Source organism: Boseongicola sp. (assembly GCF_057460485.1).
Genome location: NZ_JBVCWP010000068.1, coordinates 1 through 16,072 on the forward strand (window position 1 = coordinate 1; position 16,072 = coordinate 16,072).

The 16,072-nt window shown below is 55.7% G+C and carries 13 protein-coding genes and 2 pseudogenes; 4 read left to right on the plus strand and 11 right to left on the minus strand.

Annotated elements, in window-relative coordinates; genetic code table 11:
• On the minus strand, nt 1–552 hold a 552-nt coding region (locus AC221Y_RS10110), incomplete at its 3' end, for an IMP dehydrogenase (protein WP_486707275.1).
• Between the two features lie 109 nt (nt 553–661).
• Nucleotides 662–1,441 (minus strand): HpcH/HpaI aldolase family protein, encoded by a 780-nt coding sequence (locus AC221Y_RS10115; RefSeq protein ID WP_299753982.1) that lies wholly within the window; start codon nt 1,439–1,441, stop codon nt 662–664.
• 125 nt (nt 1,442–1,566) lie between these two features.
• Between AC221Y_RS10115 and AC221Y_RS10120 the strand changes: the two are divergent.
• Nucleotides 1,567–2,462: pseudogene (locus AC221Y_RS10120) on the plus strand (NAD-dependent epimerase/dehydratase family protein).
• A gap of 38 nt (nt 2,463–2,500) precedes the next feature.
• Here AC221Y_RS10120 and AC221Y_RS10125 read toward each other — a convergent pair.
• The 6 genes and pseudogenes from AC221Y_RS10125 to AC221Y_RS10150 all read right to left on the minus strand — a co-directional run.
• A pseudogene (locus AC221Y_RS10125) lies at nt 2,501–2,749 on the minus strand (Imm8 family immunity protein); the annotation flags it as partial.
• Nucleotides 2,750–3,205: 456 nt separating this feature from the next.
• Nucleotides 3,206–4,333 carry an ABC transporter ATP-binding protein gene (locus AC221Y_RS10130; protein ID WP_299753983.1) on the minus strand — a complete coding sequence of 376 codons (1,128 nt, stop codon included), beginning with the start codon at nt 4,331–4,333 and terminating at the stop codon, nt 3,206–3,208.
• Nucleotides 4,334–4,348: 15 nt separating this feature from the next.
• Entirely contained in the window at nt 4,349–6,013 is a 1,665-nt protein-coding gene (locus AC221Y_RS10135; protein WP_486707276.1) for an alpha-amylase family glycosyl hydrolase, read from the minus strand.
• Between the two features lie 15 nt (nt 6,014–6,028).
• Nucleotides 6,029–7,189: a carbohydrate ABC transporter permease gene (locus tag AC221Y_RS10140; RefSeq protein WP_486707277.1), complete on the minus strand. Its 1,161-nt coding sequence runs from the start codon at nt 7,187–7,189 to the stop codon at nt 6,029–6,031.
• Between the two features lie 14 nt (nt 7,190–7,203).
• Nucleotides 7,204–8,439 carry a carbohydrate ABC transporter permease gene (locus tag AC221Y_RS10145; protein ID WP_486707278.1) on the minus strand — a complete coding sequence of 412 codons (1,236 nt, stop codon included), beginning with the start codon at nt 8,437–8,439 and terminating at the stop codon, nt 7,204–7,206.
• Nucleotides 8,440–8,545: 106 nt separating this feature from the next.
• Nucleotides 8,546–9,904, minus strand: a complete 1,359-nt coding sequence (locus AC221Y_RS10150; RefSeq protein ID WP_299753987.1) for an ABC transporter substrate-binding protein — start codon at nt 9,902–9,904, stop codon at nt 8,546–8,548.
• Between the two features lie 255 nt (nt 9,905–10,159).
• On the opposite strand from AC221Y_RS10150, the gene AC221Y_RS10155 reads away from it, so the two are divergent.
• Both AC221Y_RS10155 and AC221Y_RS10160 read left to right on the plus strand, forming a co-directional pair.
• Nucleotides 10,160–11,221: a substrate-binding domain-containing protein gene (locus AC221Y_RS10155; protein WP_486707279.1), complete on the plus strand. Its 1,062-nt coding sequence runs from the start codon at nt 10,160–10,162 to the stop codon at nt 11,219–11,221.
• A gap of 86 nt (nt 11,222–11,307) precedes the next feature.
• Nucleotides 11,308–12,273: a glucokinase gene (locus tag AC221Y_RS10160; protein ID WP_299753989.1), complete on the plus strand. Its 966-nt coding sequence runs from the start codon at nt 11,308–11,310 to the stop codon at nt 12,271–12,273.
• Nucleotides 12,274–12,447: 174 nt separating this feature from the next.
• On the opposite strand, the gene AC221Y_RS10165 is transcribed toward AC221Y_RS10160, so the two are convergent.
• The 3 genes from AC221Y_RS10165 to AC221Y_RS10175 all read right to left on the minus strand — a co-directional run bounded on the left by AC221Y_RS10165 (nt 12,448) and on the right by AC221Y_RS10175 (nt 13,491).
• Entirely contained in the window at nt 12,448–12,615 is a 168-nt protein-coding gene (locus AC221Y_RS10165; RefSeq protein ID WP_299753990.1) for a hypothetical protein, read from the minus strand.
• Nucleotides 12,616–12,644: 29 nt separating this feature from the next.
• Entirely contained in the window at nt 12,645–12,815 is a 171-nt protein-coding gene (locus AC221Y_RS10170) for a hypothetical protein (RefSeq protein ID WP_486707280.1), read from the minus strand.
• 82 nt (nt 12,816–12,897) lie between these two features.
• A complete protein-coding gene (locus tag AC221Y_RS10175; protein WP_486707281.1) occupies nt 12,898–13,491 on the minus strand; it encodes a Hint domain-containing protein in 594 nt (197 codons plus the stop codon).
• Between the two features lie 1,078 nt (nt 13,492–14,569).
• Between AC221Y_RS10175 and AC221Y_RS10180 the strand changes: the two genes are divergently transcribed.
• On the plus strand, nt 14,570–16,072 hold a 1,503-nt coding region (locus AC221Y_RS10180), incomplete at its 3' end, for an ABC transporter substrate-binding protein (RefSeq protein ID WP_486707282.1).

Here is a 16,072-nt window from a genome sequence, read left to right on the forward strand (position 1 = left end):
GTCTGTTACCAGCAACTTCTCGATCCGGCGCGCCTGCATCAGGCTGCGGGCCTCATCAAGATCGGCGGGTTCAGTCAGGATAGCCAGATTATTTGTCGTCATCATCGCCTTCACGGGCGTCTTGTCATCCTGCGCAAACCGCATATCGCGGTTCGTGACGATCCCGACGACGCGGTCCGAGGCGTCTACCACCGGAAAGCCGGTCACATTATAGCGTTGCTGAAGCGCCTTGGCGTCCGCCAGGGTCTGATCTGGTGTCAGAGTGATCGGATTATAGACAATGCCGCTTTCAAATCGCTTCACACGCCGCACTTCGCGGGACTGTTCCTCGATATCGAGGTTGCGATGGATGACGCCGATACCACCGGCCTGTGCCATGGCAATCGCCATGCGCGCCTCGGTTACCGTGTCCATTGCAGAACTTAAAAGCGGGATGTTCATTGCGATGGATCTTGTCACCATCGTGCGGGTATCAGCCGTCGATGGCAGCACGCTGGACGCGCTTGGAACTAGCAAAACATCGTCGAAGGTCAGGGCCTCGCGAATCTCCATGGGGTCACTCCTCGGGAGGGTTCGTTTGGCGCGTCCATATCGCATGGGTTGAGGCGTTCGGAAAGCCCTATTTGTGCCGACGCACCATTTTCAGGCTATATTTTGCGTCCTAAAGCGCGCGAAGTTCGTCCGCAAACGCCGCAGCGCCCCGGATTGCTTTAGCCAAAAGCGCGGTATCCCCCCCCACGGCCACGAAATCCGCGCCGTTGTCTACGTAGATGCGCACCTGAGCATCGTCAAAAGCAATGATGCCAACCTTCTTGCCCGCCGCATGGATGCGATCAAAGCAATGCTTCACCACAGCCTGCACTTCCGCATGACCGGTCTGACCCGGAAGCCCCATGTCAGCGGCCAAATCGGCCGGGCCGATGAACACACCATCCACACCGTCCACGCCTGCTATCTCGTCGATGTTTTCGACCGACTTCTTGCTTTCGGCCTGTACGAACAGACAAATCTGGGCGTTCGCGGTGGTCGTAACATCTGCTATCTCGCCAAAATTTGAGGCCCGCGCCATCGCCGCACCAACGCCGCGAATACCATCCGGAGGATAGCGCGTCGCGCTTACCATGTCGCGTGCCTGTACTGCTGTATCAATCATCGGCACAATAAGCGTCTGTATGCCAAGATCCAGATATTGTTTGATAATCCGGGTATCACCAACCGGCACCCGTGCGGCGACCGCAGCTGATCCGTTGCCGATCGCCCGCACCTGATCCAACACCAGCGGGATATCATTAGGCGCGTGTTCCCCGTCAATCAGACAGAAATCAAACCCCGCTCGCGACGCGATCTCTGCTGACGTCGCATGCGCCAATGCGATCCAAAGGCCCATCTGGCGACGCCCCTCATTCAGGCCAGCTTTAATCGGATTGGTTGGGACGGGCATACGCGTTCTCCTCCTTGCTTACTAATGCAGGTCACCCGATCCACGCGTCTGATGCAATGGCTTTCATCTCAACGCCCCGATCCCACCAGGCTAGATACGAGAGAAAGCAAAGGGGGAGAAACAGCATGCGCATTCTGGTAACCGGTGGGGCGGGCAAAGCGGGCCGACACGTGATTGCACACCTGATCGCCTGTGGACATCGAGTGCTGAACGTCGATCTTGCGCCCTGCGCTGTCCCGGGCGTTTTCAACCGCATCGACGACATCACTGACGCAGGCCACATGCACGACGTCATGTGTTCTTATGCGGACTTCGACGCGCTTGGCATGGGCCAAGGCATGTCCGGTTTCGACGCTGTCATCCACTTTGCCGCCATTGCACGGATCATGATCGTACCTGACTGCGAATGCTATCGCGTCAACACTATCGGCACTTACAACGTCATAGACGCGGCCATCCGAGCCGGCGTCAAAAAGGTGCTATTCGCCTCAAGCGAAACCACTTACGGCATCTGCTTTTCCGACGTCAACCGTCAGCCGGACTACCTGCCGCTGGACGAGGATCACCCGACCCTGCCCGAAGGCAGCTACGCAATGTCCAAAGTTGCCAACGAGGTTGCCGCCAAATCGTTCCAACGCCGCTCTGGTATTGATATATATGGCCTCAGGCTTAACAACGTCATAGCGCCGAAGAATACGCCGAAAGGTTCCCAGATTTCATTGCGGATCCGGCACAGCGTTTGCGGAACTTCTTCAGCTACATCGAAACCGGCGATCTGGGCCATTTCATCGACCGCGCCCTGGCCACGGATGGCTTGGGCTATGAGGTGTTCAACGTCTCAAGTGCCGGGCATTCGGTTGATATGACCAGCGCCGAGTTGATCGCCGAGTTCTACGGCAACGTCGAACTGCGTGGGGAAATCGCGGACCGTGAGACGTTCTATTCAAACGCTAAGGCGCGGAAGTTGTTGGGATATGCGCCAACGCATGATTGGCGGGGGAAGCTTGGCATTGGTAGGTAAGGTTCGCTTTGCGGAAAACCTGCCGTTCCTCAAATTTGTCATCGAACATCAAGAATGCCCTGATAGTCCTTGTAGTCCTCAAACTCCCAAAGCGGAAAACGATTCATGCGCTCTGCGAAAACCACCCAGTTCACGGAGCGATCGAAGTTGTCCGCAAGAGATTGAACTGCGGATTTGACACGATCCGGTTCAATCGTTTCCAAAGTCCGCATTCCCCTGGGCCAGAGTAATAAGCTCTGGGCGATTTCCGCAGTGAGCCCGTCAGAATTGCAAATCTTTACTTGAAATAGATCACCGCCCTACTCTGCGCGATGACCGATTGTTGCCGTCGTTGCCAGCATTTTCGGCCCAGCTTTATTTCTTGCCAGTTCATCCGACCAGTCGAGTGACTTAACTTCGGGATCAAGCATAGCTAAAGAGGCTTTTCCTCAGAATGTCACGTGACTCAATTCGAATTCTCGAATTTTGAAACATTGCTTTGAGCTTATTCTTTTGAAAAACTCCAAGCAGGGACAGAGCATGGATAAATCCGAGAACAACGTTCATGCCATACCGCAACGGGCCGAAAGTGGCGAACATTTCGGCGGCGACTGAGAACAGAGTTCTGGCTTTGAGGTATCCTCGGGCGGGCAATCGAGTTCTTCAACAGAATAAGCTCAAAGCACACCTACTCCCTCAATCAATCAAAAAAACGGCCCCACCAAATGGCAGGGCCGTCAATCACGAAAAGCGCAAAAGCAGCCCTAGTGACCCCTGGTCGCAATATTCTTGATTTCTTGATCACGGTACAACAGCGACTGGGTGTTCATGAACACATGAACCTTCGCCGGTTCCGCTGTCAGCTCGACCTCGTTGCCGCGTAAACCTTTGTGAATACCGGCTAATTTTCCGATCACGGGGTCATTCTCGCCTTGTGGCTCAAAATACAAAAGCGTCACTTCGCCAAGCGCTTCGGTAATGTTTACCTTGCCTCGGTAAATCCGCTGCTGGTCGCCTTGTGTCGCCACAAAGTCCTCAGGACGCACGCCGATATTGACCGCTTTGCCCATATCCTCGGGCAAGGACGGATAATTCGACACCGCCATGCCGCCGCCATCGACTTCGATCGTGGTCTGCTCGCCCGTACCGGTGATCTTGCCCGGCATCAGGTTCATCGCAGGTGATCCGATGAACTGTGCGACAAACTCGTTCTCAGGGCGCTCGTACAAATCCAGCGGGCTACCGACTTGCGCAATGCCGCCACCGGCAAGCACCACGATACGCGTCGCAAGCGTCATCGCCTCGACCTGATCGTGGGTCACATAGACCATAGTCGATTCCGGCATCGCCTCTTTCAGCTGAGCAATCTCGATCCGGGTCGCCACGCGCAACGCTGCATCAAGGTTCGAAAGAGGCTCGTCAAACAAATAGACCTTTGGGTCGCGCACAATCGAACGCCCAATGGCAACCCGCTGACGCTGACCTCCCGAAAGCTCTTTAGGCAGGCGATCCAGAAGGTTGTGAAGCTGCAAAATCTTCGCAGACTTCTCGACCCGCTCTTCAATCTCAGCGGGCGATTTCTTAGCGATCTTCAATGCAAACTGCATGTTTTCGCGCACCGTCATATGCGGATAAAGCGCATAGGACTGGAACACCATGGCAATGCCACGCTCGCTTGGGGGCACGTCATTGACGACCTGCCCATCGATCCGCAATTCCCCGCCCGTAATTTTCTCAAGCCCGGCAATCATGCGCAGCAACGTCGACTTGCCACAGCCCGACGGTCCGACAAAGACGATCAATTCGCCCTTCTTGATGTCGAGGTTGATGTTCTTCAGAACTTCAACGCTTCCGTATGACTTGGCGATATCTGTCAGCAGAAGATCAGCCATAGTACCCTCCCTCTTTTATCCTTGAGCCGTGGCAAAAAGTGCCTGCCAAGGCGGTAATTTTGTATCTCCATCCGCGCCAGGTTCGGCGGCGGTGAAGGGTGCATCGTGTTCAATCGACCAAGCACCGTCAGGTAACGTGACCCCGCATGCGTCGTCAGACAGGTTAAACGCACAGAACATACGGACATTGCCGTGGCGCCGCTCAAACGAGATGAAATCGTCACGTGCCTCTACCAAGTCAAACTCACCTTTCATCAAAGCCATGTAGCCTTTGCGGAATGCGATGAGGTCGCGGTAGAAATTCAGCATCGATGTATCGGACGCATCCTGCGTGTCGGCCGCATTTTGCACGTGCTCCATCGCGACAGGTAACCAGGGCTGACCATCCGAGAAGCCGCCATGAATGCGGTCAGAACTCCACGGGAAAGGTGTACGACACCCATCGCGGCCTTTGAATTTTGGCCAGAACCGCTTGCCATAAGGGTCCTGAAGCTCCTCAAACGGAACATAGGCCTCTGTCAGGCCAAGCTCTTCGCCCTGATACAGGCAGGCTGTGCCACGCAAACTTAACAACAGCGCCGCATAGGCCCGATGCGCTTCACCGCTAAGGTTCCAGCGCGAGGTATGGCGCACCACATCGTGGTTGGAATAGGCCCAACACCCCCAGCCATCCGGCCCCACAGTCGCCACCTTGTCCATGATCTCGGCTACGCGGGTGCCAGTTGGATGGGCATTCGACAACAGATCGAAATCATAGGCCATATGGATCTTGTCGCCGTCCGATGTGTAGGACGCCTGTATTTCGGCCCCACGCTGTGCATCCCCCACTTCGCCGACCGATGTGGCCGCGGGGTATTCATCAAGAATGGCGCGAAAGGCCTTTAGGAAATCAAGGTTTTCGGGACGTGACTTGTCGTAGAGATGATCCTGAAAATTGTAAGGGTTTACCGACGGCGCGATCTTGTCTGAACGTTCTTTTGCAGGCAGTGCCGGGTTGTCGCGCAGCTCGTCATCGTGGAAATAGAAGTTCACCGTATCAAGCCGGAACCCGTCTACACCACGATCAAGCCAAAACCGCGTGACCTCCAACAACTCGGCGCGTACATCCGGATTGTGGAAGTTCAGGTCGGGTTGCTGGGTCAGAAAGTTGTGCAGGAAGTACTGCATCCGTTGACCGTCCCATTCCCACGCCGATCCACCAAAGATCGAAAGCCAGTTATTCGGCGGCGAACCATCAGGTTTTGCATCCGCCCAGACGAACCAATCTGCCTTGGGATTGTCGCGGCTGGACCGGCTTTCCTGAAACCACGGGTGCTGATCTGACGTGTGGCTTAGCACAAGGTCAATCATCACCTTGATGTCCAACTCATGCGCACGGCTTAACAGCGCATCGAAGTCACCAAGAGAGCCGAACATCGGATCTACGTCGCGGTAGTTCGATACGTCATACCCGAAATCAAGCATCGGTGACGTAAAGAAAGGCGAAATCCAGATTGCATCCACACCAAGCGATGCGACATGCGGCAAGCGGTGGATAATGCCCGACAAATCGCCGATGCCGTCGCCGTTGCTGTCTTGATACGAGCGCGGATAGATCTGATATATCACCGCGCCACGCCACCAATCAGGATCGGAGGCAGTTTGCGTTTTGTCCGCAACCCAAGGGTCAAGAAAGGCCAATGTCTTTGCCCTACCCTACTTGACGGAACCGGCCAGAAGGCCGCGCACAAGATACCGCTGCATCGCAAAGAACACGACAAGAGGCACCGAAATCGACACGAAGGCCGCCGTCGCCAGGATTTCCCAGTTGCCGCCTCGTGTCCCGAGAAGTTCGACAATCTGGTTTGTCATCACCGTGGTGGAACCAGTTGCGTCAATCAGGAACACCTTTGCGACTAGCAGATCGTTCCATGTCCACAGGAACTGGAAGATTGCGAAGGACGCGAGCGCCGGGAAAGACAGAGGAAGGATGATCTTGGTGAAGATTTGAAAATCCGTCGCGCCGTCAACCTTAGCGTTCTCGATAATATCGCGCGGCAAACCGACCATGTAGTTTCTGAGGAGGTAAATCGCGAGCGGCAGACCAAAGGCTGTATGGGCTAACCAAACGCCAAGATACCCCTTTCCTATGCCGATCCCCAGATGGAGCCTTAGGAGCGGGATAAGCGCCAACTGCAACGGCACCACCAAAAGCGCCACCACTAAAGCGATCAACAGGGCGCGGCCCGGAAAATCCATCCACGCCAATGCGTAAGCGGCAAAAGCTGCGATGACGATCGGGATGATCGTCGCCGGGACTGTGACAGTCATCGTGTTGAAAAACGCCTTGGCCATATTATCCTGCCCGGTTCCGCTAAACAGGATCGTTTTGTAGTTATCAAGCGTCGCTTGAGCCGGGGTAACAGCCGTCAAAAAGACCCGCTGACCACGATGGCCCGGTTCTTCAACGCTTGTGTAGCGGTAGGCCCCGTCAGCGTTCAGCGTCAGGGTTTCCGCACCATCCGAAAACTCGGCGGTATCGCCGATCTGAAAGGCGCCGATTTCGCGCGACGAGACACCGAAAGCCACCGGTTCAGACCCAGTGCCCGGCCCCCCTTCGTCGGTCAAGATGTTTCCCTCGACCACGTAGAGGCCGCCGTCCTGAACCGCCGCAGATGCGCCGCCTGTACGCAACTGAATAGTTTGCTCCGTCGGGAACATAGATTTCCACCAACCGCTAGACGAGATCTGATCCGTCGTGCGGAACGACGACACCAAAAGACCCACAGTCGGGAACATCCAAAGGGCAACAAGGAACACCACCGAGATGTGAACTGCCCAAGTGAGGCTCGATTTGGTACCAGCTATACTGTTCATAACCTCTAGCCTCCTCAGCGCATTTCTTTGCGGGCGTTGTACACATTCCAAATAAGGATCGGTGACACCAGCAACATGATGATGATTGCACTGGCCGAACCAACGCCCCAGTCGTTCGCACGGAACAACTTGTCGAACATGTAATTGGCCAAAACTTGCGTTTCCCACTGGCCGTTGGTCATCGCGAACACGATGTCAAAGACCTTAAGAACCGTCAGGGTGATGGTGGTCCAGACCACGACAATCGTCGGCATGATCTGCGGAACCTTGATCTTAAAGAAGATCTGGAACGGGTTTGCGCCGTCGATAACCGCGGCCTCAATGGTCTCTTCAGGGATTCCGCGAAGCGCTGCCGACAAGATCACCATGGCAAAGCCTGTTTGGATCCAGATCAACACAACCATCAGAAAGAAGCTGTTATAGAACGGCAACGTCAGCCAGGTCTGCGGCTCGCCATACGGCAAGGTCGTCGTCACGATCCCGAACAAGGATCCAATGGACGTAAGAACCAGCCAGGCCGCCACAGCGATACCAATCAGGCGTACCGCGATAAAGCCGGCACCGCCGGGCTTCTCGCCTGCAGTGATAAATGGCTTTAGCAGAATATAGCCGACATAGGCTACGATGGCTCCAAACGATGCAACGATCAAAAGCGGCAGCAGCTTCAGGAACATGAACGAACCCGCGCCGCCTTCAAATTGGAGCCAGACTGCGTTCAGAACGCCGATCTGGTTCTGGTCTTCCGGCCGTGTGTCGTAAATCAACTTAAAGATCACCGACGCACCTACAAACGAGATCGCCATCGGCATGAAAATCATTGACTTCGCCGCAGCGCCCCAGGCGATACGGTCCGTCAGCTGCGCTGCCAGAAGGCCGAACGCGGTCGAGGCCGCAGGCACAACGATCAGCCACAGCATGTTGTTGCGCATGGCTTCCCAGAATTTGGTTTCTGAGAACATCTGCTGGTAGTTCGCAAGGCCAACAAAGGCATCATCCTGCGACCGGTCGGTCAAAGACAGACGAAGCGTCTCGAACACCGGATATGCAAGATAGAGCCCAAGCGCGAAAATTGCGGGAAACAGGAACAACCAAGGGCGAACCTGATTGGCACGGTTGATGTTTCGACCTCTGTTCGGTCCCGTCGCCGGGAAGATGAACTTATCGAGGATCATATTGGAAAAGTAGAAGTACCCAAGGCAACCGCCAACACCGACGATAATTGTCACGAGACCCAGTAATGCCGGATTCATCGGACCCCTCCCTAACGCTGTTTCAGCAAAGTAGTTTTCTTATTGTGTTTCGTATCTGAAAGTCCCCGGCGCGTTGGCCGGAGGCTTCGAGTTTATGAAAGCGCAATTACTTCAGAGCGTCCCAGCTTTTCTGGATTTCGTCAGCAACAGTCTGGGCGTCCTTGCCGCTTGTGTAGTCGACCATCCCTGTCCAGAACGACCCTGCGCCAACGCCGCCCGGCATCAGGTCAGAACCGTCAAACCGGAAGGTTGTTGCGTTGATCAGGATCTCACCCTGACCGCGCAGCGCGTCGTTTAGATAAGCGTCCAGGTTGACGCCCTTGTGCGGTGTCAGGAAGCCCGACTGTGCCATGAATACTTCGTGTGCCAGCGGCAGCTGAAGGAATTCCATCAGCGCGTTAGACGCATCCGAAGGATCCGTGATCGACATCACTGTGCCACCGCCCAGAACCGGGTTGCCCAGGTCCTTGGAGGCGTAAGATGGGAAGTAGAAGAAATCTACGTCTTCACCGAACTCGATACCTTCAGGAAAGAAAGCGGGCACGAACGAAGCCTGACGGTGCATGTAGCACTGCGCTGGCGCTGAAAAGAGACCCTTTGGGCTGTCGCGGAAGTCGGTCGATGCAACTGCACCGGCGCCACCGGCAACTTTGTCGTCGTCCCCAACAAACCAACCGAACTCCTCGATCGCCGCAACGACGCGCGCGTCATTGAACGGAATTTCGTTGGTTGTCCAAGCATCGTAGACGTCAGCAGGCTGTGTGCGTAGCATGATGTCTTCGACCCAGTCGGTTGCTGGCCAGCCGGTCGCCGCACCGGAACCCAGACCAATGCACCACGGTGTTTCGCCGTCTGCCACGATCTCCTCGGTCAACGCACGAAGCTCTTCCATTGTTGTTGGGACTTCGTACCCTGAATCTTCAAAGTTCTCAGGTACGAACCAAACAAGCGACTTCACATTGACGTTGTAAAAGAAGCCAAATAACTGATCGTTGCCGTCGGCATCTGCAAAAGTGCCCAGATCAACCCAGGACTGACCCGCGCCATAGTTCTCTGCCACGAAGTCGCCCATGCTAGCTGGCAGCGGTGTCAAAAGACCGCGCGCGGCCATGTCCGAAGCCAAACCGGGCTGCGGGAACACCGCGATGTTTGGCGCGGCACCTGCTTCGGCGTCCACAACGATCTGCTGCTCAAACGAGTCCGAACCGGTGTAAATTGCTTCAGCTCCAGTGGCTTCTGCGAAATAAGCGATCACGCTGCGGAAGACGGCATCTTCTGGCTGAAGCCAAGGGCCGCTGACCGTAACGGTCTGACCGCTGAGGTCAGGCGCGGATTCAGCCCATGCGCTATAGCTGTCCCAACTGAAGGGGCCTTCACCAGGCGTGAATGTAAGGTGACCGTCGGCAAATGCCGAGCCAGCCGTCAATGCAGCGACAGCCACACCGGTATAAAGTGTCTTTTTCATTGATTTCCTCCCAGAAAGCACAATTTGGGTTACGCGAGGGCTAATTTGGCTTTTCACCAAACTTCCAAAGCGCTTTGACTGCCACGAATTTCGCTGATCGTTATTCAAATGTCAATCAAACGTCGTAAAAATCGCATTTATTTCCTAAGACCGTAAGTTTACGCGCGGAAACAAATAAGCCGTGTTTGACCGAATAATAGGGATTATTCGTATCTACGGTTGAAGTTTCAAAGCGCTTTGATAATGATCAGCTGTATGAATTTGAAGCAACTGTCAGAAAAGCTCGGTCTGTCGCAGACCACTGTCAGCCGCGCGCTGAACGGCTATCCCGAGGTCAGCGAAGCCACCCGCCACAAAGTGCGCAAAGCAGCTGAGGCGCATAGCTATCGCCCAAACACACGCGCCAAGAGCCTGGCTACAGGGCGTTCCATGACGATCGCCCATGTTGTGCCGGTATCCAGCAAGCATGAAATGGTGAACCCGATTTTCGCGGATTTTATTGCGGGTGCAGGCGAGGAATACTCTCGGGCCGGTTACGACCTGCTTTTGTCGGTGGTTGCTGATTCGGATCACGAGCGCGTTTACCGCGATATCGCGACCCGGCAGGTCGTCGACGGCCTGATCGTGCAAGCGCCTACCCTCACCGACACACGGATCCCAATGCTTCAGGACCTCGACATCCCCTTCGTGGTGCATGGCCGCTCAAGTGGCATCATCGGCGCCTACAACTGGCTTGATGTAAACAACCGCCGCGCCTTTGAGCGCGCCACCGGCCTTCTCCTTGATCTTGGCCATCGCCGCATAGCGCTGCTGAACGGCCTTGCCACGATGGACTTCGCCCACCGCCGCAACGACGGCTACACGCGCGCCCTATTGGAGCGCGGTATTGCCGCGGACCCGGAATTGATTGCCCATGATGAGATGACTGAGAACTACGGCTTTGAAGTCGCGCGCAGGATGCTCTCAACATCAAACCCTCCTACCGCTTTTGTGGTTTCTTCGATCATCCCGGCCATTGGTGTGCGTCGTGCCATAAACAAAGCCGGGCTTGTGTTTGGACGGGACGTGTCAATCGTGATCCACGACGACGACTTGTCCTATTTCCGCAATACGGGTGATGTTCCACTATTCACCGCCGTGCGATCTTCGGTCCGCGAGGCCGGACAGCGTTGTGCGGCGATGCTTCTCGAAATCATCCGCCGCCGCGAGGAAGGTCTGCGCAACGAGGGCCCAATGCAAACCCTAATGGAAGCCGAACTGACAATCGGCCAATCCACCGGCCCGCTAATACCTTCGGCCGCGAAGCTGCGCTCATAGACTATGCGCCCTGCCCCTTGCCGAAACGCCCCAAAGCGTCTTAACACCACGGCACAGCGCACTACCTAACATACCGGACCCGGCCCATGAAAATTATGCCCCCCGCCCGAACTTTGCTTGTCGCCGACGTCGGCGGCACGAACACCCGCGTCGCACTGGCGACGGGTCAGCAGTTGCGATCCGACACAATTAAGCGCTTCAAAAACGCAAGCTACCCCGGCCTGGAAACCGTGTTGCGCGCTTATCTAGAGCATCAAGGCCTCACCGACATCGACGGCGCCTCGGTGGCGGTCGCAGGTCCGGTGCGAGATGGGAGTGGAGTGATGACCAACCTTGACTGGTCCATCGACCGTGAGACGCTCGCGCGCGCGACGGGGGCAGAGCAGGTCGCCGTTCTGAACGACCTTCAGGCGCAAGGACACGCGCTTGGTCTGATTGATGACGCGAACATGTTGAATGTGGTCGCCGGCCCCGCAACCGCGCCGCACAGCAGCCGTCTGGTAATCGGTGTCGGCACCGGTTTCAACGCTGCGCCCGTTCACGACACCCTGCAGGGCCGGTTCGTGCCGCCGTCTGAATCGGGCCACGCCAACTTGCCGATCCGTACCGCAGAAGACCTGGCGCTTTGCCACTTTGTCGAAACCGCTCACGGCTTTCCCGCAATTGAAGACGTGCTGTCGGGGCGCGGTCTTGAACGCGTCTACCGCTGGCACGCCAACAAAGCAGGTTCGCCCTCGGAACGCAGCGCCGCCGACATCATGGCCGCCTGCAACACCGGTGATGATGAAGTTGCCACCGCTGCTGTCGCAACATTTGTGCGCCTTCTTGGAACAGTCTGCGGCAACCTGGCACTGGTTCATTTGCCGTTTGGCGGGCTTTACCTAGTCGGAGGCGTCGCCCGCGCCATTGCGCCGCACATGCAAACCTTCGGCTTTGCGGACGCTTTCCGCGACAAAGGCCGCTTTGCCGGCTTCATGCAGAACTTCGCCGTACATGTTGTCGAAGATGACTACGCCGCACTGATCGGCCTGATCTCACATCTAGAAAATTAAAAGTAGTTTACCAGATCGCGTAACCACGCCTTAGCGAAGCCTCGGATAGGCCGTCGTCAAAACCAACTAAGCAGCGATTCAAATGGTCGATCAACTGCTTGGCTTTGCCGGTTTTTTCGCACTTTCGTATCTGCCGCTATAACGATGGTGTCAGCTCTATTAGCGAAACGCGAATTACGGCGCTGAAACCGCTTCAAAAAAAATGCAATCAAGCGCAGCAAGCGACAACGCCCGCAATGCAACTTCTCTTTGTTCGGCCGTGGGCGTCGACACCATGACCACCGGCATCGGATGAGGCCGCATGATCTTTTCCAGAAACACCAATCCGTCTATCCGGGGCATTTTTTCACATTAAGAATCAAAACATCCGGCTATATCTGCTTGATCAGATCACGCGCCTCACAGCGGTCGTTTGCCTCGCCGGCGACCTCGACCCCAGTAGTGCGCACAAGCAGCGTGCGGATTAACAAGCAGGCCGAGCGCGTGTCATCGAGTATCAAAACCCTGATTGGGCGAACAAGCTGGATCACATCCTCATCCACCGCGTATCCTTTCAAACTCGAAAAAGACCGCGCATCCCGAAAGGCATGGTCTTTTTCGTAAAAGGCCTGGCTAATATTTGGTTTATGCGGCCGGGTTGGACTCACGAAGTGGCTCAAACAAGAGGTAAATGCCGTCGCAGTAAACCTCCTCGGTATCGCCGAGATGGAACATCGTATAGCTGAGACCCGTCTCGCGCTGTCGCTTCACGCCGGGCTTTTCAACGAGGTCACTGGCTTCAAAACGATTTGGCCTACCGGACTTTGCCCCAGCGCAAACGATCTGGCGCGGCGACAACATCACATCAGACGTGGGCATGGCGTGGCCAACGGCCCCCGCCTGAATCCGGATTGGGTTCGAATCCAGTTTCTCATCCAAAAACTGCGCATCAAGCATGACGCGGTTCAACCAGACGATCGGCTTGAAATCGCCCGAACGTGTCTGAACCAAATCCCCCTTGCGCAACGCCACCGCATGCACATCCCCAAAAGATGTACGCACGCGTGTCATCGGCGCAAGACCCGGCAAGGGCCAGCGGTCAGCTGAATCTTCCGGCGCGGATTTCGAGATAACTGGAGCTTGCGCCTTTGGCGTCGAAGCCCCTTCACGAATACGTGTCAGAACGCGCATCATACCGGATACAGAGGTGTAAGATCTGTCTTCTTCTGCATTACTCATTACTTAACCTACCTTTAACACACCCGAACGTTCGGGCCTACTATTCCAAAACGGGACGTGCCGCGTTCCACACCCTTTCAACACGTCCCCTACCCTGGGCACCGACAACAAGCCGGTAGTACTCTTTACACGGTGCGCTGCGATGGATGTGGCATCAACGTTCCGCTTACAAATACCTTTATCCATGATCCCATTGTCGAAAGTTTGGCGCAGCGCGGGCGAATTGGTCTCGAATTGGGACGTCTTGGAGACCCTTGACAGAGCACGTTCTGCGCTTCGTTTTGATATTGGAAACAAAAGCCTGCCAATTCGGCGCCAAAGTCCAATTTCATTACATAATTGGACGGTGTCGTTTCCCTATAATCGACAATCGGTTAAGTTTTCTTGCCCTAAGGCAGCCGCAAAGTGACGAATAATTTCGCTATTTCGATGGATCAACAGGCTGTTTCTATCCAAGTGCCGCTGCGGAAACCAACAATTTTAGGGGAGCCCGCAAAGCCGCCAAGTGCCGCTCCAACACTATTCAGGCGACAATTGGCAGGAGCACCCCCTCACTGATGCCTGTGACGAAACGCTCTGCCCAGATGGCGCCTCGTGGAAAATTCGAAAACCGCGCGAATGCCTCAGGCGATTCCCAAACTGCATCCTTCGCCCGCCAAACGCGTACGCACGCAGGCGCCCAGGCAAGTTCCCTCAGTTTGTCGCTGTTTAAAAGCTCGCGGCATCACCAGTGCGCTGCTCGATTGGATCGACAGCGGAACGACGGATCCCGCGACGCGCGACGAGAGTTGGTTCCAAGCACTTACCAATTCCGAAGACGCCACCGCCTTTCCCGACCAGACCAGATAGAGTGGGTCCAAACCGCACGATAGGCCCCGATACGGGACGCATCCCAAGATCAGCGCGTCTCCGATTTCCTAAGCGGCATTCCCCGACGATTCACCTGGCGGGCGATTTACGTCGCGCGATCGTCATCAGTTTGGGGTGTCATCGGTGCGAAACCGCGGTTATGCTAGCGGATAATGGAACAATGCCCGCACTAAATTTCGGGCGACAAACGAAAAACTGGGAGAACCAAATGAAAAAAGAGAGCTATCTCAAGCTTCAGGCACAGCGTCTGACCGCAGGTCAGATCAACCGTCGTCGCTTTATCATGTCGGCACTGGCCACGGGTGTAACCCTGCCAACCGCCATGTCACTCGCGGGTCGCGCGCAAGCGGCTACCCCGAAAATGGGCGGTGTATTCCGCATGGCCGTGGGTCACGGCTCAACCACGGACTCGATTGATCCGGCAACAGCTGAGAACGATTTCAGCACACATGTCGTCTACAGCCGTGGCAACAACCTGACTGAAGTTTCCAAGTCTGGCGAACTGGTGGGCGAACTGGCCGAAAGCTTCGAGCCCGGCGACACAGCCTCGACATGGATCTTCAACCTGCGTCCTGGCGTCGAATTCCACAACGGCAAATCGCTTACAGCAGACGACGTCATCGCGACGATGAACTATCACCGTGGCGAAGATTCTAAGTCAGCCGCCAAAGGTCTTGTAACTCAGATTTCCTCAATGCGGGCAGATGGCCCAAACCGGGTTATTTTCGAGCTTGAAAGTGCAAACGCTGACTTCCCCTTCATCGTTTCAGACTATCACCTGATCATTCTGCCGTCTGAAGATGGCGTCGTTGACGCGCTAAGCGGCATCGGTACCGGTGGTTATGTGGTCGAAAACTATGAACCCGGCGTACGTGCAACTTTCAACCGGAACGCAAACTACTGGAAAGAGGGGGCAGCAAACTTCGATCGTTACGAATTGCTGTCGATCCTCGATGCGACCGCCCGCCAGAACGCTGTGATGAACGGCGATGTGGATTTTGCAGGCGACATCCCTCCAAACACTGTCGCTCTGATGAACCGCGTTCCGACCATCGACATTTTGAAAACGACGGGCACACAACACTACACCTTCCCAATGCGCCTCAATCTCGAGCCGTTCGATAACTACGATCTCCGGATGGCATTGAAGTATTCGATTAAACGTCAGGAACTTGTCGACAAGATCCTGCTTGGCCACGGTGAAGTCGGCAACGACGTGCCCGTGAACGCTTCGATGCCGTTTTTCAATCCTGACCTGCCAGTGCACGAGTTCAACGCTGAACTTGCCGCCGAGCATTACAAGAAGTCCGGCCATTCCGGCCCAATCCAACTGTCCGCCTCGGACGCCGCTTTCGCCGGAGCCGTCGACGCGGCCCAGCTTATTTCTGCTTCGGCAAAAGAAGCCGGGATCGAAATCGAAGTGGTTCGCGAACCATCGGACGGTTACTGGTCGAACGTCTGGAACAAAAAGGCCTGGTGCGCGTGTTACTGGTCGGGTCGTCCGACACAGGACTGGATGTATTCCTCCGCCTACACCAACGACACCGAGTGGAACGATACGTCTTGGAAAACGACGGAAGCTTCGGACCAGTTCAACAGCCTTGTTGTTCAAGCCCGTGCTGAAACCGACGAGTCCGCACGCCGCGCGCAGTACTACGAAGCGCAAAGCCTGCTGCAGGACGATGGCGGTGCAATCGTCGCAATGTTCGCA

Excerpts from the sequence above, each read along its gene's own strand:
- AC221Y_RS10115 (WP_299753982.1), bottom strand. The coding sequence starts at position 1,441 with ATGCCCGTCCCAACCAATCCGATTAAAGCTGGCCTGAATGAGGGGCGT.
- AC221Y_RS10160 (WP_299753989.1), top strand. The coding sequence starts at position 11,308 with ATGAAAATTATGCCCCCCGCCCGAACTTTGCTTGTCGCCGACGTCGGC.
- AC221Y_RS10155 (WP_486707279.1), top strand. The coding sequence starts at position 10,160 with ATGAATTTGAAGCAACTGTCAGAAAAGCTCGGTCTGTCGCAGACCACT.
- AC221Y_RS10175 (WP_486707281.1), bottom strand. The coding sequence starts at position 13,491 with ATGAGTAATGCAGAAGAAGACAGATCTTACACCTCTGTATCCGGTATG.
- AC221Y_RS10150 (WP_299753987.1), bottom strand. The coding sequence starts at position 9,904 with ATGAAAAAGACACTTTATACCGGTGTGGCTGTCGCTGCATTGACGGCT.
- AC221Y_RS10130 (WP_299753983.1), bottom strand. The coding sequence starts at position 4,333 with ATGGCTGATCTTCTGCTGACAGATATCGCCAAGTCATACGGAAGCGTT.
- AC221Y_RS10165 (WP_299753990.1), bottom strand. The coding sequence starts at position 12,615 with ATGCCCCGGATAGACGGATTGGTGTTTCTGGAAAAGATCATGCGGCCT.
- AC221Y_RS10145 (WP_486707278.1), bottom strand. The coding sequence starts at position 8,439 with ATGAATCCGGCATTACTGGGTCTCGTGACAATTATCGTCGGTGTTGGC.
- AC221Y_RS10140 (WP_486707277.1), bottom strand. The coding sequence starts at position 7,189 with ATGAACAGTATAGCTGGTACCAAATCGAGCCTCACTTGGGCAGTTCAC.